This is a genomic window from Halorubrum sodomense, from assembly GCF_900111935.1.
GTDB classification, from domain to species: Archaea; Halobacteriota; Halobacteria; order Halobacteriales; family Haloferacaceae; genus Halorubrum; species Halorubrum sodomense.
The window spans coordinates 610,057-636,163 of the sequence record NZ_FOYN01000001.1; the positions used below are offsets into that span (position 1 = coordinate 610,057).

Genomic DNA, 26,107 nt, shown 5'->3' on the forward strand with positions numbered 1-26,107 from the left:
AGGCTGGGGAGGCGTGAGGTGCGGTCGCGGTGCTGGCGGGGCGGGAATCAAAGGGGCAGCCGCGAGGGCGAAGCACGGCGACGCAAGCACCGCAAGGAGCGAGCAGCGCGAGCGGCTGAGGAGCGCAGCGAGCCGCGCGAGTCCTCGCGGCTGGGGCTTTGGAGGCGTCCGCCGCCGATCTACAGTTGACTATTTACAGAATGAGCGACTGGCGCTTTGGAGGCGGCCGCCGCCTCGTCGCCGACTAGTACCCGACTACCAGACGCGCAGCTGCGCGAGTAAAAGCGAGAAGAAACCGCAGAGACCGCGTCGTCAGTTGTCGCCCGTCTTCGACTGCCAGGCGTAGTCGCGCCGGGAGGCGGACTCGCCGAAGCCGCACGAGGAGCAGCGCTCCTTCTTGACGTGGTAGGACTTCTCGCCGCAGCGGCGGCACTTCACGTGGACCGTCTTGTTCTTCTTTCCCTGAGAGGGCGTACCTGCGCCGGTCATGCTTTGATGGTGACGACGTTATCGCCGCGTATAATCGTTGTGTCTTCGATCGCGACCGCGAACTCGCCGTCGAGGTCGTCGTCGACGCGGTCGTCCACGTCGGACTCGGGCTCGATAACGACGTTCATGTGTTGGTCGTAGCCGCCGAGGACGCCGTAGTAGGTCGTGCCGTCCTTCAGGTGTACCGTCACGGGCTCCTCGAGCGACGCTTCGAGCACGTCGAGGGGTCGTCCACTCATTGTCCGTACCGCGGCACCTCGCGGTAATAAAAATACCGGGACGCGGGCCTCGAGGCCCGTCGGTTCGACGCGAGTCGGTCGCCACGCCCCCCGGTCACTCCAGCCGCTCCCGCACGAACTCGGCCGCCGCCGGGACGGCGCTCGCGTACAGGTCGACGTACGCCAGCTCCGCCTGCGTCCGCCGCACCGAGCCATACCTCTGCTCGATCCGGTCGTCGACGTACTCGACCGCCTCCAGCCCGGGCCGGACGAGCCGCGTCGCCAGCGGATCGCTCGTCTCGACCGCTTCGCGCACGGCCGATTTCGCTCGTTCCGCGGCCGATCGCACGGCGGTCTCCGACGGGACCTCGCGGTGCTGTCCGTCGCGGATCTCGTCGACGGCTCCTCGCAGCGCCTCGATCGCGGCCAGCGCGACGCCGGCCTCCACCACGGCGGTGGCGTGGTCGCCGGCGTCGGCCGCCCGCTCGACGTCCTCGACCGCCCGCTCGACGCGTCCGTCGATCGCGGTGTACAGCTCCTGTGCGACCGTCCCGCTCAGGTCCCCGTCGCCGGGCGCCTCCTCGCCCCCGACGCGCTCGCGGACGGTCGCCCGCGTCCGGATCACAGACCCTCTCAGCTCGTCGGCGGCCGCGACCAGCGACGCCCACCGCGGCGACGGCTCGTCGCGCTCGTTCAGGAACGCCTGGCGGAAGGAACCGGCGTCGGTCACGGCCGCTCGCGCGCGCTCGACGCGAGCGACCGCTTCGCCGGCTCGGAACGGCTCCGCGATCGGGTCGGCGGGGTACGTCACGCGAGGTTCGACGTATCTCGCGCACTCCGAGAGCAGCGACTCGACCGGCTCGTACGCCAGCACCGCCTCCGCGGTCGATCCGGCCCGGTACGCCAGGTCGGTCGCGAGCGTCCCGCGGTCGTCCCGGACCGCCCGGCGCCGAGCTGCCAGGGCGGGGGCGTCGTCGCTCCCGGTGGCCGCCCGGTACTCCCCCCGGACGGCCGCGGCGTCCTCTCGCCGCCGTCGCCAGGCTGCGAGGGTATCGACCGGCCAGCCGTCGGGAATTTCGGCGTTCGCGCGCCGGAGCGCGCGTTCGCGGTCGCCGCCGATCGCGGACGCGACCGCGGCGTTGGGGAGGTTCGGTTCGGCCGGGACCTCGGCGAGCATCTCGCGCGTCCGCGTCTCGTGGGTCTCCGCGAGCGATTCCGGGACGGTCACGGGGAACGGCGACGCCGGCCAGTCGACGGATCCGACGACGTCCGACGGAAGCAACGCCGGGACCTCGTCACGCGCTCCGTCGTCGGTGAACGGGAGCCCCGAACACCCGCCGATCGCCGCCGCGCCAGCGGTCGCGACACCGGCGAGGAACCGACGGCGCGAGCTCGACCGTCCCGTCATGCGTCGTCACCGGATTCGGACGCGGTCGACGCGTTGAACACGGTCGGCGGTTCCCCTCGCCGGCAGGACCCCCTCATGCCGCTGCCGCTCCCGGTCGAGCGCTCGGCGGCGACCGGGAGCCGGATCGCGAACCCGACGGTGTGGACCTCGTCGCCCTCGCACTCGACGTCCGCCGGACGGTACGTCTGACAGAAGTTCGCGTGGGGGTGGAGGTCGCCGTCCGCGAGCTCGTCCGGCTCGACGGAGACGGACCGGAACCGGACCTCCCGACAGGCCCGCACCGGCATCGCGAGGAGGTACGCCGACGCCGACTCGAAGTCGGTCGCGGCGAGGAACGACCGGAGCCGCTCGCCCGGGTCCGTCTCGGCGAACGTGAGCTCCACGAGGTCCTCGTCGGCGACCAACACCCGGCGTGCGCTGCGGCGCTGGAACGCGCGCTCGTCGGCCGAGAGCGACGGGAGTTCGCCGTCCGACGCGACCAGCGCGCGGCCGTCCTCGTCGCGCGCCTTCGCGAGCTCGTAGCCGTCGATCGGTCGGTCGCTTCTGCTCGGATAGCTGTTCGACGCGGAGTCGCTGCCGGCGCAGCCGGCCAGGGCGGCGAGCCCGGACGCGGCCGCGAGGAGGGCGCGGCGGCGGGGAACGTCTGGCATCGTCGACGATCCGACCGAAAGCGTGAAACGCTTTATGGGTCCCGTCGCGCCCGCTGGCCCCGGCTCCGACGCGAACCGCGGCCGCGCGACCGAACCCGGGAGTTTTTAACGTGGGCGGGAGTACGCCGAGGTACCACACTCCCGCGGGACACGGTGAGTCGCGACGACTCGGCCGTAGCGGGGCCTCAACGACGCACGGTACGACGCAGCGCTGACGGCTCCTTGCGGGGTTTCAGTGAACGACGCCGATCACGGCGTTCGACACGCACACACCATGGAAATAGAAATTGCGACACTCGGCGGTTACGAAGAGGTCGGTCGACAGATGACGGCGGTCCGCGCGGGCGACGACATCGTCATCTTCGACATGGGCCTGAACCTCAGTAAGGTCCTCATCCACGACAACGTGGAGACCGAGAGCATGCACAGCCTCGACCTGATCGACATGGGCGCCATCCCGGACGACCGGGTCATGAGCGAACTCGAGGGCGACGTTCAGGCGATCGTCCCCACCCACGGTCACCTCGACCACATCGCGGGGATCCCGAAGCTCGCCCACCGCTACGACGCCCCGATCGTCTCCGCGCCGTACACGATCGAGTTAGTCCGCCAGCAGATCGAAGACGAGGGGAAGTTCCAGGTCGACAACGACCTCGTGAAGATGAAGCCGGGCGCCTCGATGGCGATCGGCGACTCCGAGCAGGTCGAGATGGAGTTCGTCAACGTCACCCACTCGATCATCGACGCGATCAACCCGGTCCTCCACACGCCCGAGGGGGCCATCGTCTACGGCCTCGACAAGCGCCTGGACCACGACCCCGTCATCGGCGACCCGATCGACATGGAGCGGTTCCGCGAGATCGGCCGCCAGGACGAGGGCGTCCTCGCGTACGTCGAGGACTGTACGAACGCGGGCCGCAAGGGCCGCACGCCCTCGGAGTCGTACGCGAAGAAGCACGTCGAGGACACGTTCAAATCGATGGAGGATTACACGGGCGGCATCGTCGCCACCACGTTCTCCTCCCACATCGCCCGCGTGAAGACCCTCGTCGAGTACGCCCGCGAGATCGGCCGCCAGCCGGTCCTCCTCGGGCGCTCGATGGAGAAGTACTCCGGCACGGCCGAGCGGCTCGACTTCGTCGACTTCCAGGGCGACGTCGGCATGTACGGCCACCGGAAGTCGGTCGACCGCGCGTTCAAGCGGATCATGAAGGAGGGGAAGGGGAACTTCCTCCCGATCGTCACGGGCCACCAGGGCGAGCCGCGCGCGATGCTCACCCGTATGGGTCGCGGCGAGACCCCGTACGAAATCGACGACGGCGACAAGGTCGTCTTCAGCGCGAGCGTCATCCCGGAGCCCACCAACGAGGGCCAGCGCTACCAGTCCGAACAGCTACTCCGGATGCAGGGCGCGCGCCTCTACGACGACATCCACGTCTCCGGCCACCTCCGCGAGGAGGGCCACTACGAGATGCTCGACGCGCTCCAGCCCCAGCACCTCATCCCCGGCCACCAGACGCTGAAGGGCCGCTCGCCGTACGTCGACCTCGCGAAGTCCCAGGGGTACAAGCTCGGACGCGACGTCCACGTCACGCAGAACGGGAGCGTCATCCAGCTCGTCGAATGACGAGCGAGACGAAGGAGGCGCGGGTGCTCGACGCCATCCGCGAGCGGCGTGACCTCGTCAACGCCGCTATCGACGAGGAGCTGCCGGTACAGGAGCCAGAGCGGCTGTACGAGGCGACCCGGTACATCCTCGAAGCGGGCGGGAAGCGACTCCGCCCGACGGTGACGACGCTGGCCGCGGAGGCGGTCACCGGCACCGAGCCGATGGGCGCCGACTTCCGGGCGTTCCCGTCGCTCGACGGCGACGACGTCGACGTGATGCGCGCCGCGGTCGCCATCGAGGTGATCCAGTCGTTCACGCTGATCCACGACGACATCATGGACGAGGACGACCTGCGGCGGGGCGTCCCCGCGGTCCACGAGGCGTACGACGTCTCGACGGCGATCCTCGCCGGCGACACCCTCTACTCGAAGGCGTTCGAGTTCATGACCGAAACGGGTGCGGACCCGCAGAACGGGCTCGAAGCGATGCGGATGCTCGCGTCGACCTGTACGGAAATCTGCGAGGGGCAGGCGCTCGACGTCTCCTTCGAGAGTCGCGACGACATCCTCCCCGAGGAGTACCTAGAGATGGTCGAGCTGAAGACCGCGGTGCTGTACGGCGCGTCGGCGGCGACGCCGGCGCTGCTGCTCGGCGCCGACGAGGAGGTGGTCGACGCGCTCTACCGGTACGGGATCGACTCCGGGCGCGCGTTTCAGATCCAAGACGACGTGCTCGACCTGACGGTCCCCTCGGAGGAGCTCGGCAAGCAGCGCGGCTCCGACCTCGTGGAGGGGAAAGAGACGCTCATCACTCTCCACGCCCGTCAGCAGGGGATCGACGTCGACGGGCTCGTCGAGGCCGACACGCCCGCGGAGGTGACCGAGGCGGCCATCGAGGAGGCGGTGGCGACCTTGGCGGAGGCCGGATCCATCGAGTACGCCCGCGAGACGGCCGAGGACCTCACCGCGCGGTCGAAAGGACACCTCGAAGTACTCCCCGAGAGCGGCTCTCGGAGCCTGCTCGAAGACTTGGCGGACTACCTCATCGTCCGCGGCTACTGATCGGTTGGGTCGCTGAGCGGTCGGGTCGCCGGACAAGCCGGTCACGGTTCGAGTGCCGGCGGTTCGGGCCGCGACGGACACGGCTTTACCTGCGGCCCGCGTTCGGCCGACCGTGTCACGGTACCGAGACGCCGCGCTGTTTTTCACGCTCGCTCTGCTGTGGGGCGGCTCCTTCGTCGCCATCGAGGTCGGCCTCGCCTACTACCCGCCGGTGTTGTACGCCGCGTATCGCTTCTACGTGGCCGCGCTCGCGCTGATCTCGTACGTCCTGCTCACGCAGGAGGACCCGTTCCCGCGGACCCGCGGGGACCTCGCCGCGATCGGGTTCAGCGGCGGGCTCTCGGTGGCCGCGAACAACTCCCTGCTGTTCGTCGGCCAGCAGTACACGACGAGCGGCATCGCCTCGATCACCTACAGCCTCGTCCCCATCGCGACCGCGGCGGTCGCGACCCTGTGGATCGGCGGCGCGGACCTCGACGCGCGCGGCGCGGTCGGCGTCGTCCTCGCGTTCCTCGGCGTGGGGCTCGTCGCGCAGCCGGACCCCGCGACCCTCGGCGGCGGCGTCGCGGTCGGCGTCGGGCTGATAGCGATCGGCGTGGTCGCCGTCGCGGTCGGCAGCGTCGGCCTCCGGACCGTCGAGACCTCGTTCTCCAGCGTCGCGCTCACCGGGTGGGCGATGGGGTTCGGCGCGCTCGCGATCCACGCGCTCAGCCTCGGTATCGGCGAGAGCCAGCGGCTCCCGTCGACGGTGCCGCGCGCGCTCCTCGCGCTGGCGTTCCTCGGACTCTGCTCGTCGGCGGTGGCGTACACCATCTACTTCACGCTGCTCGACCGGCTCGGTCCCTTCGAGATCAACCTCGTCTCGTACGTCGTTCCGATCGTCGCGACCGTCGCGGGCGCCCTGCTGCTCGCCGAGCCGGTGACGCCGTTCACCGTCGCCGGCTTCGTCGTCATCGTCCTCGGATTCGGCCTGCTGAAGCGCCGCGAGATCGCCTCGGCGGCGGCCGGGATCCGGTTCCCGGGGTGAAAGAGAAGCGTCGCGGCCGCAGCGCGTCGAGTTAGCCGTGTCGAGCCGCACGGGCCGCACCGGATCGCATCGCGCTCCGCGGGGCCGCGGAGCGCTACGCGGTCGCGTTCCCGGACGGATCGGTCGGTTCGGGCGTCGGCGCCGCCCCGCCGGGCGGGACCGCTCCGCCGGGCGGGACTGCCCCGCCCGGTCCGGTCGGCGGCCCGAACGACACGTCGGGGTTCTCGCCCGTCACGAGGAAGTCCGCGACGTTGCCGATCAGGACCCCGTTGTCGGCGCGACCGGCGTTCTCCGGTTCGAGGAAGCTCGAGTCCCCGACCACCGCGAGCGAGTCGCTTCTGACCGCGACGCCGTAGGAACCGGCCTCCCGAGTCGTCGACAGCCGGGACGTCTCCGCGGTGGCGAGCGACGCCGACCCGTCGGCGACACCGACGGGCGCGGCGCCGCGGAGGACGACGCGTTCGACGCCCTCCGTCAGCGCCCCCGGCCCGGTCGGCTCGACGAGCACGCTGAGGTAGTTCGCGTCGTTGTTCACCATGTCGTACACGTAGCCCGCCTCGCCGTAGACGCCGAACGGCGAGCCGAAGTCGGTGAGCGCGCCGGCGCCGCCCGGATCGCTCGCCACGAGCGTCCGGCCGCCGGCCTCGACGAACGACTCCACCGCGTCGGCGTCGGGCCCCGACAGCGCGCCGGGGTTCGTGGTGACGAACGCGTCAGCGTCCGAGAGTATCGTCGAGAGTCGCTGGCGGCTCGTGACTCCGCCGTAGAACCGGACCTCGTGGCCGCTCTCGACGAGCGCCGCGGTGAGCGGCGCGACGCCTCGTCGGACCCCGCCGAGCGTTCCGATGTCCGCCTCCGCGGGCCGATCGGCGTCTTCGATCGGCAGGATCGACGTGCCCCCGCCGAGCCCGGCCGTTCCGCCGCCGAGGTGGACGACGACCGTGTTCGACGGCTCGTCGCTCTCCATCTCGACCGTGCCGCCCTCGCTGACCGTCTCCGGTTCGACCGCGTCCAGCTGCCAGTGTTCGCTCGCGACCGGCTCCGTCTCGGGCGGCGCGTCGTCGAGGACGACGCCCCCGACGGCGGCGGCGCCGACGACCGCGAGGAAGACCAGCGCGAACGCGCCGACCGTCGTTCGCAGGTCGACGCTCATACGCCGTCACCTCCGTTCGCCGCGGCCGCCGCGCCGATTCTTTCGGTCGCCGCGGCCGAGCTGTTGCCGGTCGCGGTCGCTTCGTCCCCGACCGCCGCGTCGCCGGTCGTCGTCCTCGCGTCCGCCGCGTCGCCGGCCGCGGGCAGCCGCCCGGTGTAGCTCGTCATCACGATGTCGTCGCCGACGGTCTCGTCCCACGCCTCCGGTGCGACCGCGAGGATGAGCCCGTCACCGAGCTCGTCGTTCGCCCCGTCGGCGACGACGACCGTGCCGTCGTCGCGCCGTAGCAGCGACAACCCGCCGGGGATGCGGCTCTCGGTGCGGCGGGTGTCGACCGCGTAGTCGTCGAGCCCCGCTTCGGCGGCGGCGTCAGCGACCGCCCCGTCGACGAAACCGAACCGGTCTGCGAAGCCGTTCGCGACCGCCTCGGTGCCGAGGTACGCGTCGGCGTGCGCGATCGCCTCGCGGTCGAGTTCGATCTCGTCGCCGCGCTGTTCGATCACGTTCGCGATGAAGAGGTTCGCGAGCGTCTGTCTGCGCTCGCGTTGCGTGTCCGGGTCGCTGCCGGCCTTGTCCGGGCCGGTCGTCCCCGCGTTCGGCCCGCTCGGAGCCGGCGCGGTGCCGGCGACCCCGACGCTGCCGACCGCCTGGGCGGAGGGCGCGACGTAGATCCGGTCGGCGGGCGAGATGGCGAGGTACGCGCCGGACGCGCCGAGCGTGTCGACGGCGGCGTACACCGGCATCACCGACGCGGTGCGGTCGACCGCGGCGTACATCCGCTCGCTCTGCGCGGGCAGGCCGCCCCCGCTGTTGACCTCGAGGACGACCGCCTCGATCGACTCGTTCGTGCGGGCGTCCCGCAGGTTGTCCTCGACGTGTTGGGCCGTCCCCGAGTCGATGGTGCCGTCGATCTCGATCACGGCGACGGTCCCGTCCGGCCCGGTCACGGCGCCGTACACGCCGGGCGCGACGAGCAGCCCCGCGGCCACCGCGAGCGCCGCGGCGATCCCGACCGCGTGTCGGGTCTCGATCCGGTCGAGCGGTGACGCGGGCGGATCGGCCGCGGTCGGTCGGTCGGTCGCCGGCGTCGAGCGCGTGGCGGTCGGTCGGTCGCCCGTCGCATCCGCGTCGTCCGTCGCATCCGCGTCGCCCGTCGCATCCGCGTCGTCCGTCGGTTCGTCAGGCATCTTCGAAGGCCCGTCTTCGGAGCTCATCGATTCGTCCTCGTTCGATACCGCTGTCGTGGCGTGGTGTGTTGTCGCGTCGTCATCGTGGGTTCGCCCGCGCGTCGGTCACCGCTCGATACGTCCGCATTGCTCTCGGGGTCGGCGCCCTCGCGGTCGACGGCGTCGCTCACGCGTCGGCCACCTCGATCGGATCGCCGACGGTCCCCCCGAACAGCGAGGCGTGAGCGGCGAAGAGGTCGCCGTCGGCCGCGGCGTTGACGATCACGGTCCGCCCGTGTCGCGTGACGGTCGCGTCCGAAAGCGAGGCGTCGCCCTCCCGCGCGGCCCGCGCGACCGCCTCGGCCGTCTCCCTGTCGAGTCGTCGGGGGTCCGCGACCGCGCCGTACCGCAGCGCGACGCTCGGTTCATCGGGGTCTGCGCGTCCCTCCGCGGACTCTCCGCCGACCACCCGGAGCGACGCCCCCACCGCGCCCGCCGCGTCGACCGCGGTGCGGAGTTCGTCGGGGCCGTCGGCGAGCAGGCTCAGCAGGCGGTCGCGAGCGTCCGGCCCGAGGTCGACGCACACCGTCGCGTCGCCGCCGAGCAGCGAGGGGAGCGGCCCGTAGCTCGTGGTCGCGCCCGCTCGTCGCCGCGGTCCGCCGTCGATTCCGGCGTCGCGGTGCGTCGCGGCGACGGCGGGGGTCGGACCGTACGCGCCCACGAGTTCCCCGCGCCTCACGGCCACGGCTGCCCCGAGGCCTCGCGTCCGAAACCGGACGAATCCGGAACCGTCGTCCGCCTCGCGAACGACCTCCGGGTCCCCGTCGAGCTCCGCGACGAGCGCGGCCGCGTCGACGTCGCCCACGGCGACCGCGCACCCTTCCGGGCCGTGCGCGGTGAGCGCGGCGCCGCCGGTCGCCTCCCGCAGCTCACCGAGAGAGACGCTCTCGTATCGGTCGAGGAGTCGACGGACCCGGCTCCCGACGCCGCTCGGGAGGCCGGTCGCCGCCAGGACCGCCGGATCGATCCGACCGGTCGCGACGGTGTCGACAGCGGCCGACGCGACCGCGGCCGGGTCGTAGGTCCCGGCGGCGACCGCCGAGCGCGGCGCGTCGGCCCCCGCGCCGGTGCGGTCGCTCGTCGGGTCTCGGTCGGTCGCTCCGCCGTCGCTCGGTCCGCCGCCGATCGCGGCCGGTTCGACCCCGAGGGTCGCGTCGGGCGGCGGCCGGCCGACCAGCGCGTCGATCGGGTTCCCGACTCCCAGCCCGGCCGTGACGAGCGCCGCTAGGCGCTTCGCGAACGTTCGCTTGGAGGGCATCGTTTCGTCTGCTTCGTGACAGGTAATAATAGTACCGGACAGCGGCAGTCGGCGGTCGGTCCGTCGTCGGTCGTCGGTCAGTTCCGGTCGTCGCTCAGTCGTCGAGCGCGCGGACGTCGTCGAGTATCTCGACGGCGTGGTCCTCCGGGGAGGCTCCCTCGTACGCGAGGACGACCGTGCCATCGCCGTCGAGGACGTACGTGTTCCGGAACACGCCGTCGAAGGTGTTCCCGAACATCTGCTTTTCGCCGTAGGAGTCGTACGCGCTCGACACCGTTCCGTCGGGGTCCGAGAGCAGAGTGAAGGGGAGGTCGTACTCCGCGGCGAACGGCTCGAGATCGTCGACGGGGTCGTCGCTGATCCCGACGACGGCGACGTCGGCGTCCTCGAACGCGTCCCACTCGTCGCGGAAGCCACACGCCTCGGCGGTGCAGCCGGGCGTGTCGGCGCGCGGGTAGAAGTACACCACCGTGTGGCTGGCCGCGGTCGGGTCGACGGTGACCGTCTCGCCGCGGTGGTCGGTGAGCGTGATCTCGGGTGCGGAGTCGCCCGGCTCGAGCATACGGATCGACGCCCCTCGAACGGGTTAGGCGATTCGGTCCATTTTTACCGGATACCCGCATCCTACCCGTATCGATGACGTGGCAACCGACGCCGTACACGGCCCCGTTGCTCGTCGCGGCCGTCGCGTCGTTCGGATTCGCCGCGTACGGGGTCGCCAACCGCTCGCGAGGCGGTCGCGCCCTCCTGTGGAGCTTCGTCGGCGTCGCGAGCGCCGGCGGCGTCTGGTCGCTGGCGTACGCGGCGCAGCTGTCGGCGACCTCGCTCGGCGCCACGCTGTCCGTCAACCGATTCGTCTGGCTCGGCGCCGCCGGGCTGGCGGTCGCGTGGCCCGCCTTCGTGCTGTCGTACGTCGACCGGGCCGCGTGGCTCGGTCGCCGCCGCTTCGCGCTCTTCTGGGTCGTCCCCGTCGCGGTCGCGGTCGCCGTCTGGACGGTCGGCGTCGACCCGCTGTTCTACGCCGACCCGGCGCTCGTCGACGCCGGCGGCTACCGCGTCGTCGAGTACGAGCCGACGCCGGCGCTGCTCGCGTTCGTCGGCTACACCTACGCGGTCAACCTGTTCACCTTCGCCGTCCTCGGCTACGCCGCGGTCTCCAGGGACGGCGTGTTCCGCCGGCAGGCCGCCGTCCTCTTCGTCGCCGGCGTCGCGCCGCTGGCGCTCGGAGCGGCCGGCACCGCGGGAGTCGTCGGTCCGGAAAACGGGTTCGTCGACTTCACGCCGGTCGCGTTCAGCGGGACCTCGGCGCTCCTGGCGTGGGTCGTGTTCCGGTACCGGCTGCTCGACATCTCGCCGATCGCCCGCGACGCGGTGTTCGCGAACCTCTCCGACGCCGTCGTCGTCTGCGACGCCGACGGCCGGGTGGTCGATCGAAACGACCCGGCGTCGGCGCTGTTCCCCGACGTCGAACTCGGCGCCGGGGCCGAGGAGGCGTTCGACGACCTCCCCGCGGTCGCCGAGGCGGCCACCGGCGAGGCGTCGGACGACGAGTTCCGCGTGACGCTTCCCGGGGACGATGCGCCGCGGTTCCTGACGGTCGACGTTCACGACATCACCGGGCCGGGGACGGTCCGCGGCGGGACGGTCCTCCTGTTCCGCGACGTCACCGAGCGGGAGACGCTCCAGCGGCGCTACCGCGCGCTCATCGAGAAGTCCCCGAACGTGATCGCCGTCTGCGGCGACGACGGCCTGCTCCGATACGTGAGTCCGTCGATAGCGCGGTTGCTCGGTCACGAAACGAGCGAGGTGGAGGGACGCCCGGTCATCGACTTCGTCCATCCGGAGGATCGGCGCGAGGCGCAAAAGGCGTTCGAGCGCGCGTTCGAGGACGCCGAGCCGCAGTCGCTCACGCACCGAATCGCCCACGACGACGGCAGTTGGCGACGGTTCGAGACGGTGATCGAACGGCTGTTCGCGGACGGCAGCGAGGTCGTCATCACCGCGACCGACGTCACGGAGACGAGGCGGTACGAACAGCGGCTTCAGGTGTTGAACCGCGTGCTTCGACACGACCTCAAAAACGACACCAACGTCATCGGCGGGTACGCGGACCTCCTGCGCGACCACGTCGACGAGGAGGGCGACCCGTACCTCGACATCATCGACCGGAAGGTCAAGACGCTGACCCACCTCAGCGATCAGGCCCGCGAGATCGACGTCGCGCTCCACAGCGACGCGGGGCGGACCGATATCGACCTGGCCGCGCTCGTCGACCGCCTCTGCGACTCGCTGGCGTCGTCGTTCCCTCGGGCGACGGTGACGGTGTCCGTCCCCGACTCCGCGGTCGTCTCGGCGGACGAACTGCTGGAGTCGGCCGTCCGGAACGTGTTGGAGAACGCCGTCGTCCACAACGACGGCGACGACCCGCACGTGGAGGCGACGGTCGTCGCCGACGGCGACCGCTTCCGGATCGACGTGGCCGACGACGGGCCGGGGATCCCGCCGATCGAGCAGACGGTGTTCTCGGAGGCCCGCGAGACCGCGCTCGAACACGCGAGCGGACTCGGCCTCTGGCTCGTCCACTGGATCGTCACGGAGTCCGGCGGCGACCTCGAGTTCGACACCCGCGAGCCGACCGGGACGATAGTTCGGATCTGGCTCCCGCGAGCGAACGGCGAAAACGGATAACCGGGCTACGCGTGGACGCGCACGACGTGCCCGCCGCAGCCGCACTGCTCGACGTACTCCCAGTCGACGTCGCCGCCGAGTTCCGCGTCGAGCGCCTCGAAGAGGTACTCCTCGGGATGGCCGTGGTCGCCGTGGGTGACGAGGTTGACGTGGTTGCCCGCGGCCGTGTGTTCGACCGCCTCGATCGCCTGCCGGACGAGTAAGTCGCGGTCCTCGGCGTGTTCGGGCCCCTCGAGGTTCGCGGACCACGAGTTCTCGTGGACGTGGTCGGTCACCGGGTCCGCGCCGTGTTCGTGGTCGTGGTCAGCGGGTGTACTCGACATATACGACGGTAGGAGGCCCGGCCCCGTAGGCCTTCGAGCGAACATGTTCGATCGGAACCCCGGCGTTCGAGCGCGGTCCCCGAACGTCTTCGGGAGGAACTATACGCCGGCGTGGCCCGGCGATCGGTCACGTGAGCGCCGACCCATTCGACGACGCCGACGAGCGTCTGGACGCCCGCGAGATAGACGGCGAACCGTTCGGCGACATCATGGCCGCGCTCGACGGCCTCGACGACGGCGAGTCGCTCTGTCTGGTGAACAGCTTCGAGCCGGCCCCGCTGTACGGCGTGTTAGAAGAGCGCGGCTTCGCCCACGAGACGGCGAACCCGGCCGACGACGAGTGGTACGTCGAGATCACGCCCGCCTGATCGGAGGTGCGGTCGACCGCCCTCCGCAACCTCTTTGCGCGCGCTCGTCGAATCCGGGTCTATGAGTCACGGACCCCTAGACGAGGGCGCGGTCGAGAGCTACCGCGAGGCCGGCGCGGTGTTGGTCGAGGCGATGAACGAGGCGCGCGAGATGGTCGAACCGGGACGGACCCACCTCGAGGTCGCGGAGTGGACGGAGGACTTCGTTCGCGAGCAGGGGGCCGGCCTCGCCTTCCCGGTGAACGTCAGCGTCGACCCGGAGGCGTCGCACGCGACGCCCGGCCGCGACGACGAGACGGAGTTCGGCCAGGAGATGGTGTGTCTCGACGTGGGCGTCCACGTCGACGGGTACATCGCCGACGCCGCGGTGACGGTCGACCACAGCGGGACCCCGGAGCTCGTCGAGGCCGCCGAGATGGCGCTGGAGGCCGCGCTCGACGAGGCCGCCCCGGGCGTCGAGGTCGGCGTCGTCGGGCGGGCGATCGAGGACGTGATCCGCGGGTACGGCTACACGCCCGTCCTCAACCTCTCCGGCCACGGCGTCGAGCGCTACGACGCCCACACCGGCCCCACGGTGCCGAACCGGGGGGTCGACCGCTCCGTCGAGCTGGAGCCCGGGCAGGCGGTCGCGATCGAGCCGTTCGCCACCGACGGCCGCGGGAAGGTCGGCGAGGGGACCGACGAGGAGATCTTCGAACAGCAGGGCTCAGCGAGCGTGCGCGACCGGCGGGCGCGACAGGCGCTCGAGGAGATCGAGGGGTTCGACGACCTCCCGTTCGCGGCGCGGTGGCTGGAGACCGACCGCGCGGAGATGGCGCTCCGTCGCCTGAAACAGGCGAACGCGATCAAGGGGTACCCCGTGCTGAAGGAGGACGACGACGCCTTGGTGAGCCAGGCGGAACACACCCTGCTGGTCACCGAGGACGGCGTCGAGGTGACGACCGCGGGCATCCACGGCTTCGACGACTGATGGATCGGATCTTCGCGCCGTGGCGGATCGAGTGGGTCGAGCGCGACGCCGACCCGATCGACGGCTGCCCGTTCTGCGTCCTGCCCGAGCGCGAGGACGCCCGCGAGGCCCGGATCGTCGCCCGCAGCGAGCGCAACTACGTCCTCTTGAACAACGCGCCGTACAACCCCGGTCACGCGATGGTGGTCCCGGACGCACACGTCGAGGATCCGACCGACCTCGACGACGCCACCCTGCTCGACCACACGAAGCTGAAGGCGGCGACGCTCGCCGCGCTGCGCCGCGACCTGGACCCGGACGGCGTCAACACCGGCCAGAACCTCGGCGGCGACGCCGCCGGCGGCTCGATCGATCACCTCCACACGCACGTCGTCCCGCGGTGGAGCGGCGACACGAACTTCATGCCCGTCACCGGCGACACGAAGGTGATTGTGGAGGCGATAGAGCGCACCTACGACCACCTCCACGCGGGGTTCGCGGCCGACGAGAACGCAGTCGACTCGGGGGACGCCGACGGGGGCGACGCGGTCGAACTCGCGTTCGACGTCTGAGTCGACGGCGTCGATTACTTATAAACAAGCGGTGCGGTGGCGTCGCCGGCGGCTCTGCCGCCGGCTGTAAGAGGCGCGTCGCGCCTCCCTGCGTGCCTGCGAGCGGCCGGAGCGAAGCGGAGGCCGCGAGGAGCACGCGCGACGAGGCTGGGGAGGTGTGAGGTGCGGGGCGGTGCTGTGCGGGGCGGGACTCAAAGGGGCAGTCGCGAGCAGGCCGTAGGCGACGCAGGCACCGCAGCGAAGGAACGGGGTGACTGAGCGAGGAGCACAGCGAGCGTACGGCCTGCTCGCGACTGGGGCTTTGGCGGTGGTCACGGTCGATCTACTGTCGATTATCTATAAGTAAACGACCGTGGCTCTTGAGGTATTCACCGCGGCGTCGTCGATCACCTATCTCGGATCGCCGGATCCGACTCGGTTCCCGTCACCCCTCGGTACTTATTAGTACACCAGCTCGCCCGAAATGAACTTCCGGGTGCGCTCGTCTTCGGGGTCCTCGAAGATCTTCTCCGTCGCCCCCATCTCCGTGATCCCGTCGTCGAGCAGCACCGCGACGCGGTCCGCGACCCGCTCGGCCTGGTGCATGTCGTGGGTCGCCACGACGACGCCGATGTCCCTGTCTCTCGCCTCTCCGATCGCCCCCTCGATGACGGCGGTGTTCCGCGGGTCGAGGTCCGAGGTGGGCTCGTCGAGGAGCAGGGCGTCGGGGTCGTACGCCAGCGCGCGGGCGAACGACACGCGCTGAGCCTCGCCCCCCGACAGCGAGTCGGCGGGCTGATCGGTCTTGTCGGCCAGCCCCACGACCTCCAGGGACTCTTGGACCGCGTCGGCGGCGCCGTTCAGTCGGAGCATCGAGGCGATCCGGTCGCCCCACGAGCGCCGGACGCGGAGCCCGTACTCGACGTTGCGGGCGACCGTCCCGTCGAAGAGGCTCGCCTCCTGGAACACCATCCCGACGCGGCGGCGCAGCGCGAGCCGCTCGGCCTCGTCGACCGCCCACGCGTCGGTCCCGTCGAGCGTCACGGTCCCCTCGTCCGGCTCCAGAGACAGGGCGAGCGTCCGGAGCAGCGTGGTCTTCCCGACGCCCGAGGGGCCGATGATCCCGACGACTTCGCCGGCGTCGACGTCGAGCGAGAGGTCGCGGAACACGGTCTCGTCGCCGTACGACCGCGACACGTCCGTCGCGCGGAGCATCAGTCCGTCACCTCCGGGCGCATCAGCTCACCACCCCGCGACACATCAGCCCGCCACCCCGCGGTCACCGAAGCGGACGACGACGGCGTTGACGGTCAACACGAGCGCGACCAGCACGACGCCCAGCACCATGGCGGTCTCGTACTGCCCCTGTCGCGCTTCGAGCTGGATCGCGGTGGTCAGCGTGCGCGTCTTCGAGATGCCGCTCGCGCTCGTGATGTTCCCGCCGACGATGAGGACGGAGCCGACCTCGCTAATCGCGCGGCCGAACCCGGCGAGCACCGCGGTCGCGATCCCGTACCGGGCCTCCTTGATCACGACCAGCGCCACGTCGATTCGCGTCCCGCCGAGGACGCGAGCCGCGTCACGGACCCCGTCGTCGACGCCGCTCACGGCCGCGAGGCTGATCGCGGTGATCGGCGGCGTCGCGAGGACGAACTGCGACATGATCATCGCCTCGCGGGTGAAGATGAGGTCGAACGTGCCGAGCGGTCCCTGGTTGGAGACCGCGAACAGCACGACTAGCCCGACGACCACGCTGGGGAACCCCATCCCGGTGTTGACGACCGACTTCACGAACCCCTTTCCCGGGAACTCCGTGAGCCCGATCGCGACGGCGGCCGGCACGCTCACGAGCGTGCTCAGCGCCACCGCGGAGAGGCTCACGTACAGCGAGACGACGACGATGCTCCCGACGTAGCCGTCCCTGAACGAGACGCCGAGCAGCGCCGGGATCAGCGGGACCGTCGACTCGACCGGCACGGCTACGCGTCGTCGCCCTCGCTACTCCAGCCTTCCGGAACGTACTGCTGGAAGTCCGGATCCTCGGAGACCGCCCGCGGGAAGAACAGCTGCTCGCCGTTCACTCGGTACTCCGAGATGGCGTTCTGGACGGCGGGACTGGTGATCCAGCCGATATACGCCATCGCGAGGTCGTAGTTGGCGTTCTCGTGGACGCCGGGGTTGACCGCCATGACCCCGTACGGGTTCGCGAGGATCTCCGGGCCGCCCTCGATCGGTCCCTGAACGAGGATCGTGAGGTCGATCTCGGAGCGCTGCGAGATGAAGGTGCCGCGGTCCGAGAGGGTGTACGCGCCCTGTTGGTTCGCGATGTTGAGCGCCTCGCCCATCCCCGTGCCGGTCTCCTGGTACCAGTCGCCGCCCGGCTCCGTGCCGGCCGCCTCCCAGAGGTTCAGCTCCTTCGTGTGCGTGCCGGAGTTGTCGCCCCGCGAGACGAACGTCGCCTGCGCCTCGGCGATGGCGGTGAGCGCGTCCGTCGCGGAGCTCATCCCCCGGATCCCCGCCGGATCGCTCTCGGGCCCGACGATCACGAAGTCGTTGAACATCAGGTCGCGGCGGTTGATCCCGTACCCGTTCCGCATGAACTCGTCTTCGAGTCCGCGGGCGTGGACCATCACCACGTCGGAATCGCCGTTGCGCGCCGTCTCGAGGGCCGCACCCGTTCCCTGTGCGACCGCGTCGACGGTCACGCCGTACATCTCTTGAAAGTCCGTGTGGATCGCGTCGAGCAGTCCCGTGTCGTAGGTGCTGGTCGTCGTCGTGAGCGTCAGCGTCTCGCCGGCGACGCCGATCGACTCGCCGCCGCTCCCGCTTCCGTTCCCCCCGTCACCGCCGTCCGTCGACGAGCAGCCGGCCGTGCTCGCGATCGCTCCGGCACCCAGCGCCGCCACGAACCGCCTTCGTTGTATCAGCATAGAGACAACGATAGGTCGATGCCACATATAAGTTCCGTGCCGCGGCTAAGCGACGGCGCGCGGGCGGCCGAAAGCGCCAATACGGGCCGACCGCAACCTCGGCACATGAGAGAGCCGACCGAAGCCGGCCCGGACGCGGCGGCGGGGCGCGGCCGCGCCGCGCTCGTCGAGGGCGGCGTCGAGTTCGACGACCGCGACGCCGCCCTGCTGCGCGCGGTCGACGCGACGGGGTCGGTCGCCGGCGCGGCCTCGGACCTCGGTCGTTCCCGCTCCCGCGCCCTCTCCCGGATCGAGACGCTGGAGGGCGCCTACGGGACCCTCGTCGAGCGTCGGCGGGGCGGCGAGGGCGGCGGCGGAAGCCGGCTCGCCGCGTCGGGCCGGTCCCTGCTCGACCGCTACGACCGGCTCCAGGCGGTCCTCGCGGCGACCGCGGCGGTGCCGGAGACGGTCCTCGACGGTACCGTTACGGCCGTCGACGGCGAACTCGCGGTCGTCGACACCGCCGTCGGAGAGCTGTCCGGACTCCACGGCGGGGACGGGGACGGCGCGGACGGAGGCGCCGAGAGCGGCTGGAGCGGCGGGATAGCCACCGGCGACGCGGTTCAGGTCCGGATCGGCGCCGACGCGGTCACCGTCAACGACGCGGCCACCGCGGTCGACCCGGACGCGACGAGCGCGCGGAACCGCCTCGACGGGCGAGTCTCGCGTATCGATCCCGGCGAGACGGTGTCGACGGTACGGATCGCGGTCGGGGCGGCGGAGGGCTCGGACGACGCGCCCGACCCCGACACCGAAGTCGTCGCGCTGATCACCGCGGAGAGCGTCGACCGGCTCGATCTCGCCCCCGACGACCCGGTCTCGATCCGGTGGAAGGCGACCGCGACGCGGCTGGTCGCGCTCGCGGAGTGACGCGGCCCGCGGAGACGCCCCGAGTCGCCGCGCCGTGGCAATCGCTCCCGCGCAAGCGAACGGTTTTTGCGTCGACCGACGGGAGGGGTGGTATGGACGAGGACACCCCAGAGGGGACGGCGACGGGCGGCGACGGACGCGAGTCCGCCGGCGCCCGCGGGCCGTCGACGCCTCTCCGGACCGACGGCGGGACCGAGCGCGCGGACGAGCCGGCCGAGGACGTCGCGCTCGACCCGTGGGGCTCGGCGTCGGTCGGGGACTACGCGGACCTCTTCGCGGAGTTCGGCATCGAGGCGTTCGACGAGGTCGCCGACGACGTGCCGGACCCGCATTACCTGATGCGTCGGGGCGTCATCTTCGGGCACCGCGAGTACGACGCGGTCGCGGAGGCGATGGCGAACGACGAGCCGTTCGCGGCGCTGTCGGGATTCATGCCCACCGGCGACCCGCACATCGGTCACAAGCTCGTGTTCGACGAGATCATCTGGCACCAACGGCAGGGCGGCGACGCGTTCGGACTGATCGCCGACCTCGAGGCCCACTCGGCGCGCGGCATGTCGTGGGACGAGATCGACGAGCACGCCCGTAACTACCTCCTCTCGCTGCTCGCGCTCGGCTTCGACGCCGAGGAGGGCGAGCTGTACCGCCAGTCCGACAACCGCGCGGTACAGGACCTCGGCTTCGAGCTCGGCTCCAAGGCGAACTTCTCGGAGTTCGAGGCGATCTACGGCTTCGACGGCGAGACGAACGTCTCTCACATGCAGAGCGTGATCACCCAGACCGCGGACATCCTCTACCCGCAGCTCGTCGACGAACCGAAGCCCACCGTCATCCCGGTCGGGCCCGATCAGGACCCCCACGTTCGGCTCACCCGCGACCTGGCGACCCGGGTGCGCTACTTCAAGGTGACCGAGGCGTTCGCTTCCTTCGAGCTCGACGACGAGGAGCGACAGCTGGTGCGGGCCGCCTACGACGCGCTCGCGGCCGCTGCGGGCGATGCGGCCGCCGCCGGCGCCGAGACCGACGTGCGCTGCGAGGACGCCGCCGAGTGGCTCGTCGACTACGAGCCGCCGGAGAGCGACCGCGAGAGCGTCGACCTCGCGGCCGCGAAGTCGACCGCGCTCGACAAGCTCCGGGCCGGCGGGAAAGAGCCGCTCCGCCCCCGCGTGCGCTTCTTCGACCGCAACGCGACCGACGAGGCGTTCGAGGCGCTGATCGAGGCGGTCGACGGCGAAAAGCGCGTCTTCGAGGGCCACGTCGACGCGTTCGACCTCGCTCGCGACGAGGCCGAGTCGATCGCCCGGGAGGTCGAGATCGACCACGACGGGTTCGGCTTCCGGCAGCCATCCTCGATCTACCACCGGTTCATGACCGGGCTCACCGGCGGGAAGATGTCCTCCTCTATCCCCGCCAGCCATATCTCCCTGCTCGACGACCCGGAGGACGGCTACGACAAGGTGAAGGCCGCCACAACGGGGGGCCGCGACACCGCCGAGAAGCAGCGGGAACTCGGCGGCGAGGCCGACGAGTGCCCCGTCTACGAGCTGTACGCCTACCTGCTCGCGGGCGACGACGACGAGCTCACCAAGACCGTCTACTCCGAGTGCGTCAACGGCGAGCGCCTCTGTGGCGGCTGTAAGGAGCAGGCCGCGGAGCTCATGCGCGAGTTCCTCGAAGACCACCAGGAGAAGCGCGAGGAGGCCGAGGAACTGCTCGACGACCTCGACATCGACCTCGACTCCGACCGGCGCGGCACCGGCGGCGAGCACTGAGGCGTTTCGTGGCCGGGTCGCAGGCCGATTTCACACGTCATTTATAAATGAACAGTGCGGTGGCGCGTGCCCGTGAGCGGCCGCCATCGGCGGCCGCGAACGGCACCGCGCGAGGGAGTCAGTCGCCCGAAGCGGAGCGAGGGCGACTGACGAGGCTGGGGAGGCGTGAGGCGCTGTGCGGTGCGGGGCGGGACTCAAAGGGGCAGCCGCGAGGGCGCAGTAGGCGACGTAAGCACCGCAGGGAGCGAACGAAGTGAGCGACCGAGGAGCACAACGAGCGTACTGCGCCCTCGCGGCTGGGGCTTTGGAGGTGTCCGCCGCGGATCTACTGTCGGTTGTTTATAAGTAAGCGACTGGGGCTTTGAAGCCGTTCTCCGCCGATCCGCAACCAATATTTATAAGTACCAGCGATCGACCTACAGCTCGCTTTTCACGTACGCGCCCAGCAGCCCGCCGAGCGCGCTCAGTACCACGGAGTACGCGACGCCGCCCAACACGATGAGAGCCGCGACGACGACGATCCCCCCGGTCGCGAGGCCGACTTCGAGCGGGAACCCGAAGACGCCCAGGAACGGAAGGATCACCAGCGCGAGCAGCAGCAGCCCGACGATCGGGATCGCGGCGATCGCGCCGGAGAGCGCGCCGACTCGGAGCCCGTCGTCGCCGTTCAAGTACCCGGCGACCGCGCCGCCGAGGAGGGGTGAGACGCCGGTGAACGAGAGGACGGCCGACGCGATCGCGCCGACCACCGCGTTGAGGAGGGTGTTCTCGGTGTCCATGCGCGGTCAGACTCCCGGCGGCGGCATACGTTTTGCGAAGACCGGCGGCGGGGTCGGCTCGCGCCCGGCACGACCGACCGCCGAGCGAGGCGATAGTTTATGGGGCGGGCGCCACCTCTCACGGGTATGAGCGAGGAGGAGACGATCCACGTCGCGGACGCCAGCGAGGGGATCGGCGGCGACGCGACGGCGGACCCCGGCTCCCCGGTCGAGCTCCCGGTCGTCGACGTGCTCACCGGCCGATCGTTTATCACGGGAAAAAGCGGGTCCGGGAAGAGCAACACCGCGTCCGTCGTCATCGAGAACCTGCTCGACAGCGGATTTCCGGTTCTCATCGTGGATACAGACGGCGAATATTATGGTTTAAAAGAGGAGTACGAGATCCTCCACGCCGGCGCCGACGAGGAGTGCGACATCGTCGTCTCTCCCGAACACGCGGAGAAGCTCGCGAACCTCGCCTTAGAGCAGAACGTCCCGATCATCTTGGACGTCTCCGGCTACCTCGAAGAGGAGACGGCGAACGAGCTGCTCTTAGAGGTCGTCAAGCAGCTGTTCGCGAAGGAGAAGCGGATGAAGAAGCCGTTCCTCCTCGTCATCGAGGAGTGCCACGAGTACATCCCCGAGGGCGGCGGGATGGACGAGACGGGCAAGATGCTGATCAAGGTGGGCAAGCGCGGCCGGAAACACGGGCTCGGCATCGTCGGGATCAGCCAGCGCCCCGCGGACGTCAAGAAGGACTTCATCACCCAGTGCGACTGGCTCTGCTGGCACCGGCTCACCTGGGACAACGACACGAAGGTGGTGGGGCGCATCCTCGGCTCGAAGTACGCGAGCGCGGTCGAGGACCTTGGCGACGGCGAGGCGTTCCTGATGACCGACTGGGACGAGTCGATCCGCCGGATCCAGTTCCACCGTAAGGAGACGTTCGACGCGGGCGCGACGCCCGGGCTCGACGACTTCGAGCGCCCCGAGCTGAAGTCGGTTTCCAGCGACCTCGTGGGCGAGCTCCAGTCCATCTCCGACGAGGAGGAGCGTCGCGAGTCCGAGATCGCCGACCTCAGACAGGAGTTAGAGAGGAAAGACCAGCGGATCGCCGACCTCGAACGCGAGCTGGAGGAGGCGAAGGACCTGAGCAACATGGCCGACCAGTTCGCGCAGGCGCTCCTCGGCAAGGCCGAGGCGCCCTACCGCAGCGGCGGCGGGCCCTCCTCGACGGGCGCCGAGCGACCCGACGCCGACGACGCCGCCGACCAGTCCGTTCTCAAGTCGTACGACGAGGCGGTCGCCGCGACCGAAGCGACCGAGGGGAACGCGGGCGAAGCGGACTCCGGAACCGCGACCGAACCGGACGCCTCGGCCGCCGACGGCGGCGACGAGATCGACGCGGACGCCGACGCCGCGGGCGCGGACACCGCGGACACCGCGGACGCCAACGCTGCGGACGCTCCGAGCGCCGATCCCGCGACCGAGGGGGAGGCGGGCCCGCCGGACGACGTCGACCCCGTCACCCGCGACGACGTGGCCGAGAGCGCGCTCCGGTTCGACGACGCGATCGAGCTCGGAACTCGGGAGGCGGTGATCGAGGAGCTCCGCTCGCGCATCGAGGCGCTCCCGGAGCTCTCGCGCGGGATGCTCCGCCACTACCGCCGCGAGGGCGCCAGCGACCCCGTCGCGGCCCACATCGACGCCGGCGGCGACGGCGACTCCGGCCACGCCTACAGCCGTCACCGACCCGTCCGGCGCGCGGGACTCATCCGCCACGCCGGTCGCGGCCACTACGCCTACGCGGTCCCGGACCTCGTCCGCGAGGCGTACGCCGACCGGCTCGACGAGGCGCAGGTCGACGAGATCGTCCGCGCCGTCGAGAGCGTCTTCGTCCCGCCCGCCGAACTGAGCTACCCGGCGGACGCCGACCCGTCCGAAGTCGACGACGTGGAAGTCACCGGGGACGGCGACGGGGCCACCTTCGCTGACGCCGACGGCGCGGTCACCGGCGACGAGGAAGCCCCCGCCGACCGCGACGGAACCGCGACGGACGTCGAGGCCGGTGAGACCGACGAAGCCGACGGCACCGAGACGCCGACCGACGCCGGGCTGAGCGACGCCGCCCGTCGGTTCGCCGAGCGCTCGGACCGCTGAGTTCGACCCGGGACCAGCGGCGCTACCGTCTCCCGGCCTCGCCGGTCAGAACGGTAGCGAGAGGTGGTCGCTCGGCACCGCGTTGCGCGCGGTCACCTGCGGGTCGACCACCTGGCTGATCTCCAGGCCGCCGACGAGGCTCGAAAAGAGGTACGCCTCGGTGCGCGAGAAGCCGTGGTGGTGCGTCAGTAGGTCCAGCATGTCGCCGTTCGCCAGCTCGACCGCCTCCTCCATCGTCTCGGCGCTCGCGAGCGTCTTCACCGCGTCGCCGGTGTCGAGGAGGGGCCGGTCCGGCGAGACGGCCGGATCCTCGATCACCGAGAGCGTCACGTCGATCTCGGTGGCTATCTCGGCGCCGGTCCCGCACATCTCGCCGTCGGCCATCGCGGCCTTCGCGTCGCCCATCGCCAGCATCGCGCCCGACTGAAAGACCGGGAAGTAGACGGTCGTCCCGCCGGTCACGTCGGTCGTGTCGAGGTTTCCCCCGTGGTCGTCGGGCGTAAGCGTCGAGACCGTCTCCCCGTCCGTTGCCACGCCGATCGTCCCGATCACGGGCTCGATCGGGACGTCGATCCCCTCGAAGTCGATCGTGCCCGCCGCGTCGCCGCCGCTGCCGTCGGCTCCGCCGCCCTCGACCTCGGTGATCCGCGTCGCGGGGTGGTCGATATCGGGGTCGTCCTGAAGGAGGCCGAACCCGGGCGCGGTGAGCACGCGGCCGCGGTCTTCGGCGACGCGCACGTCCTCGATCTCCACCGCGAGGACGTCGCCGGGGCTCGCGCCCGCGACGGCGATCGGACCGGTGGCGGCGTTTACCTCTTCCGGGATCGCGTCGAGCAGGTCGCCTTCCTCTCGAATCTCGCCGTTCAGGCTATCGACCGTCTCGATCGTCAGCGACTCGCCGTCGGCGGCCTCGTAGACGGGATCCATCTCCGGACCGAACTCGTACACGTGGCCGTCGCGATGTGAGACGACTTCTCGTGTCATCGGCTCCCGCTCCGCGCCCCGAGAGCAAAAATCCCCGCGGCGGGTCCTCGCGGAAGCGATCGCAGAGTCGCCCGATTGGGAACTCGGCACAATACGAATCGAACGCCGACGAGATCCGATCTCGGCTCGTCCGTGTCGCGCTCGTCGAGTGGCGACGGTGTCGGCTCGCGTTTCGGATCAGCTCTCGGGGGCGGCGCGCTCGGGGCGGTCGTACTTCTCCTCGAACTCTCCGATGAGCCGGCCCATCTTCGCGTACCAGTCGTTGAGCATGCGCTGCATGTCGTCGGCGATCTGCGACGGGTCCGTCGGACTGTACACGTGATAGTACCCGCCCTGCTCGTAGTTGATCTGCTCTTTCTGGATGAAGCCGGCCTTCAGGAGCCGTTGGACCGCGCGGTAGGCGGTCGAGCGCTCGCGGTCGACGCGCTCGGCGACCTCGTCTATCGTGAGCGACTCCTCCGCCGAGACCAGCGTCCGGTAGCAGTCCTTGTCCAACTGCTTCAGGCCGTGGAAACACTCGAGTAACCCCTCGCACTCCATGTCCCGCTGGAGCTGTTCGGACATCGAATCGGGCATTTTACGCGAGAAAAGAGGCTCTCCGTCGATAAAAGTGTTGTGTGTAAAAAGCACAATTCCACGGATTCGGCCGGGCGGACGGTCGTCGACCGCGACGCCGTCGACGGAAGCCGGGCCGAAACGGGGTCGCTACTCCTCGTCGGCGTCAGCGTCGTCGGCGTCAGCGTCGTCGGCGTCCGCTTCGTCGTCGTCGGCGTCGAGACCCGCCGCCTCGAACGCGGCCTCGACCTCCTCGACCGGGACCGTCCGGAAGCCGTCGGCCTCCGTCACGGTCGCGACCGCGAGGTCCGAGGGCTCGAACTCGTCGTCGTGGGCGGCCAGCGCCGCGACGGCGAGTTCGATGCCGGCCTCGAGCGAGAGGTCGTCGCTCCACTCCTCCTCGAGGTGGCCTTGGATCTCCTGGCGGCCGCCGCCGATGACGGTCGCCTTCCACTCGTTGGGGGTGCCCGAGGGGTCGGCGGCGAACAGGCGCGGCTCGCCGTCGTCGATGCCGCCGATGAGGAGGGCGGCGCCGTACGGCCGGGTACCGCCGCGCTGAGTGTTCTCCTGGATGTGGTCGGTGACGAACTTCGTCAGCGTCTCGACGCCGACGGGCTCGCCGTATCGGAGGCGGTTCCCCTGCGACTGGCGGCGTGCGAGGTCGATCAGCTGGCGGGCGTCGGCGACGTGGCCCGCGCTCGCGGTGCCGACGTGGTCGTCGAGCTTGTGGAGCTTCTCGATGCTCTCGGCCTCCATCAGCGACGAGGAGGGGCGGGACATCGCGACGAAGACGACGCCGTCGGTCGTCCGGACGCCGACGCTCGGCGCGCCGCGAGAGACCGCCTCCCGGGCGTACTCCACCTGGTAGATTCGACCGTCCGGCGAGAACAGCGACGTGCCGCGGTCGTACGCCTGCTGGTCGTTGTTCCCCATCATCGTCGATCACCCGCTCGCGCGGTGTCGCGCTCGCTCATTACCGCTCCTTACGCCGCGGCGTTGAAAAAGCATCCGTAACCGGTACGTCTCGGAGCCTCCGCAACCCCGGGTCCGGCGGCCCGCCG

At 70.6% G+C, this 26,107-nt stretch carries 27 protein-coding genes; 10 read left to right on the forward strand and 17 right to left on the reverse strand.

Annotated elements, in window-relative coordinates:
* Positions 1–312 precede the first annotated feature (312 nt).
* The 4 genes from BM286_RS03155 to BM286_RS03170 form a co-directional block, all read right to left on the reverse strand.
* Positions 313–489, reverse strand: a complete 177-nt coding sequence (locus tag BM286_RS03155; RefSeq protein WP_006112801.1) for a 50S ribosomal protein L37e — start codon at positions 487–489, stop codon at positions 313–315.
* On the reverse strand, positions 486–728 hold the full coding sequence (locus BM286_RS03160) for an LSM domain-containing protein (protein WP_092920135.1): 243 nt from the start codon (positions 726–728) through the stop codon (positions 486–488). The genes BM286_RS03155 and BM286_RS03160 overlap by 4 nt, the downstream gene beginning before the upstream one ends.
* 94 nt (positions 729–822) lie before the next feature.
* Positions 823–2,115, reverse strand: a complete 1,293-nt coding sequence (locus tag BM286_RS03165) for a hypothetical protein (protein WP_092920136.1) — start codon at positions 2,113–2,115, stop codon at positions 823–825.
* Positions 2,112–2,765, reverse strand: a complete 654-nt coding sequence (locus tag BM286_RS03170; RefSeq protein ID WP_092920137.1) for a hypothetical protein — start codon at positions 2,763–2,765, stop codon at positions 2,112–2,114. Before BM286_RS03170 ends, BM286_RS03165 begins: the two co-directional genes overlap by 4 nt.
* A gap of 274 nt (positions 2,766–3,039) precedes the next feature.
* On the opposite strand from BM286_RS03170, the gene BM286_RS03175 reads away from it, so the two are divergent.
* The 3 genes from BM286_RS03175 (at position 3,040) to BM286_RS03185 (ending at position 6,462) form a co-directional block, all read left to right on the forward strand.
* Positions 3,040–4,392 carry a ribonuclease J gene (locus BM286_RS03175; RefSeq protein WP_092920482.1) on the forward strand — a complete coding sequence of 451 codons (1,353 nt, stop codon included), beginning with the start codon at positions 3,040–3,042 and terminating at the stop codon, positions 4,390–4,392.
* On the forward strand, positions 4,389–5,435 hold the full coding sequence (gene idsA3, locus BM286_RS03180; protein WP_092920138.1) for a geranylfarnesyl diphosphate synthase: 1,047 nt from the start codon (positions 4,389–4,391) through the stop codon (positions 5,433–5,435). The genes BM286_RS03175 and idsA3 overlap by 4 nt, the downstream gene beginning before the upstream one ends.
* 112 nt (positions 5,436–5,547) lie before the next feature.
* On the forward strand, positions 5,548–6,462 hold the full coding sequence (locus BM286_RS03185) for a DMT family transporter (protein WP_092920139.1): 915 nt from the start codon (positions 5,548–5,550) through the stop codon (positions 6,460–6,462).
* Between the two features lie 94 nt (positions 6,463–6,556).
* Here BM286_RS03185 and BM286_RS03190 read toward each other — a convergent pair whose 3' ends face one another.
* The 5 genes from BM286_RS03190 to BM286_RS03205 form a co-directional block, all read right to left on the reverse strand.
* The gene (locus BM286_RS03190; RefSeq protein ID WP_092920140.1) at positions 6,557–7,615 is read right to left on the reverse strand and encodes a hypothetical protein; all 1,059 of its coding nucleotides are present in this window, start codon (positions 7,613–7,615) and stop codon (positions 6,557–6,559) included.
* The gene (locus tag BM286_RS03195) at positions 7,612–8,829 is read right to left on the reverse strand and encodes a S49 family peptidase (RefSeq protein WP_092920141.1); all 1,218 of its coding nucleotides are present in this window, start codon (positions 8,827–8,829) and stop codon (positions 7,612–7,614) included. The genes BM286_RS03190 and BM286_RS03195 overlap by 4 nt, the downstream gene beginning before the upstream one ends.
* Positions 8,826–8,972, reverse strand: coding sequence for a hypothetical protein (locus BM286_RS15425; protein WP_167603299.1), 147 nt, complete (start codon positions 8,970–8,972; stop codon positions 8,826–8,828). The genes BM286_RS03195 and BM286_RS15425 overlap by 4 nt, the downstream gene beginning before the upstream one ends.
* Positions 8,969–10,099, reverse strand: a complete 1,131-nt coding sequence (locus tag BM286_RS03200; RefSeq protein WP_092920142.1) for a hypothetical protein — start codon at positions 10,097–10,099, stop codon at positions 8,969–8,971. Before BM286_RS03200 ends, BM286_RS15425 begins: the two co-directional genes overlap by 4 nt.
* Before the next feature lie 94 nt (positions 10,100–10,193).
* On the reverse strand, positions 10,194–10,661 hold the full coding sequence (locus BM286_RS03205; RefSeq protein WP_092920143.1) for a peroxiredoxin: 468 nt from the start codon (positions 10,659–10,661) through the stop codon (positions 10,194–10,196).
* A gap of 74 nt (positions 10,662–10,735) precedes the next feature.
* On the opposite strand from BM286_RS03205, the gene BM286_RS03210 reads away from it, so the two are divergent.
* Positions 10,736–12,787 carry a histidine kinase N-terminal 7TM domain-containing protein gene (locus tag BM286_RS03210; protein ID WP_092920144.1) on the forward strand — a complete coding sequence of 684 codons (2,052 nt, stop codon included), beginning with the start codon at positions 10,736–10,738 and terminating at the stop codon, positions 12,785–12,787.
* Between the two features lie 5 nt (positions 12,788–12,792).
* On the opposite strand, the gene BM286_RS03215 is transcribed toward BM286_RS03210, so the two are convergent.
* The gene (locus BM286_RS03215) at positions 12,793–13,110 is read right to left on the reverse strand and encodes a CGCGG family putative rSAM-modified RiPP protein (protein WP_092920145.1); all 318 of its coding nucleotides are present in this window, start codon (positions 13,108–13,110) and stop codon (positions 12,793–12,795) included.
* A gap of 131 nt (positions 13,111–13,241) precedes the next feature.
* Between BM286_RS03215 and BM286_RS03220 the strand changes: the two genes are divergently transcribed.
* The 3 genes from BM286_RS03220 to BM286_RS03230 all read left to right on the forward strand — a co-directional run bounded on the left by BM286_RS03220 (position 13,242) and on the right by BM286_RS03230 (position 14,999).
* Complete coding sequence (locus BM286_RS03220; protein ID WP_092920146.1) at positions 13,242–13,478, forward strand: DUF2249 domain-containing protein; 237 nt, start codon at positions 13,242–13,244, stop codon at positions 13,476–13,478.
* Positions 13,479–13,539: 61 nt separating this feature from the next.
* Positions 13,540–14,448: a type II methionyl aminopeptidase gene (map, locus tag BM286_RS03225; protein WP_092920147.1), complete on the forward strand. Its 909-nt coding sequence runs from the start codon at positions 13,540–13,542 to the stop codon at positions 14,446–14,448.
* Complete coding sequence (locus BM286_RS03230) at positions 14,448–14,999, forward strand: HIT family protein (protein ID WP_092920148.1); 552 nt, start codon at positions 14,448–14,450, stop codon at positions 14,997–14,999. The genes map and BM286_RS03230 overlap by 1 nt, the downstream gene beginning before the upstream one ends.
* Positions 15,000–15,440: 441 nt before the next feature.
* On the opposite strand, the gene BM286_RS03235 is transcribed toward BM286_RS03230, so the two are convergent.
* The 3 genes from BM286_RS03235 to BM286_RS03245 are packed head-to-tail and all read right to left on the reverse strand — an operon-like array spanning position 15,441 to position 17,908.
* The gene (locus tag BM286_RS03235; protein WP_092920149.1) at positions 15,441–16,193 is read right to left on the reverse strand and encodes an amino acid ABC transporter ATP-binding protein; all 753 of its coding nucleotides are present in this window, start codon (positions 16,191–16,193) and stop codon (positions 15,441–15,443) included.
* Between the two features lie 45 nt (positions 16,194–16,238).
* Positions 16,239–16,955, reverse strand: coding sequence for an ABC transporter permease (locus tag BM286_RS03240; protein ID WP_092920150.1), 717 nt, complete (start codon positions 16,953–16,955; stop codon positions 16,239–16,241).
* Between the two features lie 2 nt (positions 16,956–16,957).
* Positions 16,958–17,908 (reverse strand): substrate-binding domain-containing protein, encoded by a 951-nt coding sequence (locus BM286_RS03245; RefSeq protein ID WP_092920151.1) that lies wholly within the window; start codon positions 17,906–17,908, stop codon positions 16,958–16,960.
* Positions 17,909–18,013: 105 nt separating this feature from the next.
* Here BM286_RS03245 and BM286_RS03250 point away from each other — a divergent pair, with 105 nt between their 5' ends.
* Together BM286_RS03250 and BM286_RS03255 are read left to right on the forward strand one after the other, a co-directional pair.
* Positions 18,014–18,817, forward strand: coding sequence for a TOBE domain-containing protein (locus BM286_RS03250; RefSeq protein WP_092920152.1), 804 nt, complete (start codon positions 18,014–18,016; stop codon positions 18,815–18,817).
* A 92-nt stretch (positions 18,818–18,909) separates the two neighbouring features.
* Positions 18,910–20,589, forward strand: a complete 1,680-nt coding sequence (locus tag BM286_RS03255) for a tryptophan--tRNA ligase (protein ID WP_092920153.1) — start codon at positions 18,910–18,912, stop codon at positions 20,587–20,589.
* A 416-nt stretch (positions 20,590–21,005) separates the two neighbouring features.
* Here BM286_RS03255 and BM286_RS03260 read toward each other — a convergent pair whose 3' ends face one another.
* The gene (locus BM286_RS03260; protein WP_092920154.1) at positions 21,006–21,368 is read right to left on the reverse strand and encodes a DUF5518 domain-containing protein; all 363 of its coding nucleotides are present in this window, start codon (positions 21,366–21,368) and stop codon (positions 21,006–21,008) included.
* Between the two features lie 126 nt (positions 21,369–21,494).
* Here BM286_RS03260 and BM286_RS03265 point away from each other — a divergent pair, with 126 nt between their 5' ends.
* Positions 21,495–23,507 (forward strand): ATP-binding protein, encoded by a 2,013-nt coding sequence (locus tag BM286_RS03265; protein WP_092920155.1) that lies wholly within the window; start codon positions 21,495–21,497, stop codon positions 23,505–23,507.
* A 45-nt stretch (positions 23,508–23,552) separates the two neighbouring features.
* Here BM286_RS03265 and BM286_RS03270 read toward each other — a convergent pair whose 3' ends face one another.
* From BM286_RS03270 to psmA, 3 genes are all read right to left on the reverse strand, one after another.
* The gene (locus BM286_RS03270; RefSeq protein ID WP_092920156.1) at positions 23,553–24,491 is read right to left on the reverse strand and encodes an acetamidase/formamidase family protein; all 939 of its coding nucleotides are present in this window, start codon (positions 24,489–24,491) and stop codon (positions 23,553–23,555) included.
* Between the two features lie 177 nt (positions 24,492–24,668).
* The gene (locus tag BM286_RS03275; protein ID WP_092920157.1) at positions 24,669–25,067 is read right to left on the reverse strand and encodes a helix-turn-helix domain-containing protein; all 399 of its coding nucleotides are present in this window, start codon (positions 25,065–25,067) and stop codon (positions 24,669–24,671) included.
* 129 nt (positions 25,068–25,196) lie between these two features.
* On the reverse strand, positions 25,197–25,982 hold the full coding sequence (gene psmA, locus BM286_RS03280) for an archaeal proteasome endopeptidase complex subunit alpha (RefSeq protein WP_174548981.1): 786 nt from the start codon (positions 25,980–25,982) through the stop codon (positions 25,197–25,199).
* Positions 25,983–26,107 lie beyond the last annotated feature (125 nt).

Bases quoted from the DNA above. Each gene is read 5' to 3' on its own strand.
- BM286_RS03155 (WP_006112801.1), bottom strand. From the start codon at position 489: ATGACCGGCGCAGGTACGCCCTCTCAGGGAAAGAAGAACAAGACGGTC.
- BM286_RS03160 (WP_092920135.1), bottom strand. From the start codon at position 728: ATGAGTGGACGACCCCTCGACGTGCTCGAAGCGTCGCTCGAGGAGCCC.
- BM286_RS03165 (WP_092920136.1), bottom strand. From the start codon at position 2,115: ATGACGGGACGGTCGAGCTCGCGCCGTCGGTTCCTCGCCGGTGTCGCG.
- BM286_RS03170 (WP_092920137.1), bottom strand. From the start codon at position 2,765: ATGCCAGACGTTCCCCGCCGCCGCGCCCTCCTCGCGGCCGCGTCCGGG.
- BM286_RS03175 (WP_092920482.1), top strand. From the start codon at position 3,040: ATGGAAATAGAAATTGCGACACTCGGCGGTTACGAAGAGGTCGGTCGA.
- idsA3 (WP_092920138.1), top strand. From the start codon at position 4,389: ATGACGAGCGAGACGAAGGAGGCGCGGGTGCTCGACGCCATCCGCGAG.
- BM286_RS03190 (WP_092920140.1), bottom strand. From the start codon at position 7,615: ATGAGCGTCGACCTGCGAACGACGGTCGGCGCGTTCGCGCTGGTCTTC.
- BM286_RS03195 (WP_092920141.1), bottom strand. From the start codon at position 8,829: ATGAGCTCCGAAGACGGGCCTTCGAAGATGCCTGACGAACCGACGGAC.
- BM286_RS03200 (WP_092920142.1), bottom strand. From the start codon at position 10,099: ATGCCCTCCAAGCGAACGTTCGCGAAGCGCCTAGCGGCGCTCGTCACG.
- BM286_RS03205 (WP_092920143.1), bottom strand. From the start codon at position 10,661: ATGCTCGAGCCGGGCGACTCCGCACCCGAGATCACGCTCACCGACCAC.
- BM286_RS03210 (WP_092920144.1), top strand. From the start codon at position 10,736: ATGACGTGGCAACCGACGCCGTACACGGCCCCGTTGCTCGTCGCGGCC.
- BM286_RS03215 (WP_092920145.1), bottom strand. From the start codon at position 13,110: ATGTCGAGTACACCCGCTGACCACGACCACGAACACGGCGCGGACCCG.
- map (WP_092920147.1), top strand. From the start codon at position 13,540: ATGAGTCACGGACCCCTAGACGAGGGCGCGGTCGAGAGCTACCGCGAG.
- BM286_RS03230 (WP_092920148.1), top strand. From the start codon at position 14,448: ATGGATCGGATCTTCGCGCCGTGGCGGATCGAGTGGGTCGAGCGCGAC.
- BM286_RS03235 (WP_092920149.1), bottom strand. From the start codon at position 16,193: ATGCTCCGCGCGACGGACGTGTCGCGGTCGTACGGCGACGAGACCGTG.
- BM286_RS03245 (WP_092920151.1), bottom strand. From the start codon at position 17,908: ATGCTGATACAACGAAGGCGGTTCGTGGCGGCGCTGGGTGCCGGAGCG.
- BM286_RS03250 (WP_092920152.1), top strand. From the start codon at position 18,014: ATGAGAGAGCCGACCGAAGCCGGCCCGGACGCGGCGGCGGGGCGCGGC.
- BM286_RS03255 (WP_092920153.1), top strand. From the start codon at position 18,910: ATGGACGAGGACACCCCAGAGGGGACGGCGACGGGCGGCGACGGACGC.
- BM286_RS03260 (WP_092920154.1), bottom strand. From the start codon at position 21,368: ATGGACACCGAGAACACCCTCCTCAACGCGGTGGTCGGCGCGATCGCG.
- BM286_RS03265 (WP_092920155.1), top strand. From the start codon at position 21,495: ATGAGCGAGGAGGAGACGATCCACGTCGCGGACGCCAGCGAGGGGATC.
- BM286_RS03270 (WP_092920156.1), bottom strand. From the start codon at position 24,491: ATGACACGAGAAGTCGTCTCACATCGCGACGGCCACGTGTACGAGTTC.
- BM286_RS03275 (WP_092920157.1), bottom strand. From the start codon at position 25,067: ATGCCCGATTCGATGTCCGAACAGCTCCAGCGGGACATGGAGTGCGAG.
- psmA (WP_174548981.1), bottom strand. From the start codon at position 25,982: ATGATGGGGAACAACGACCAGCAGGCGTACGACCGCGGCACGTCGCTG.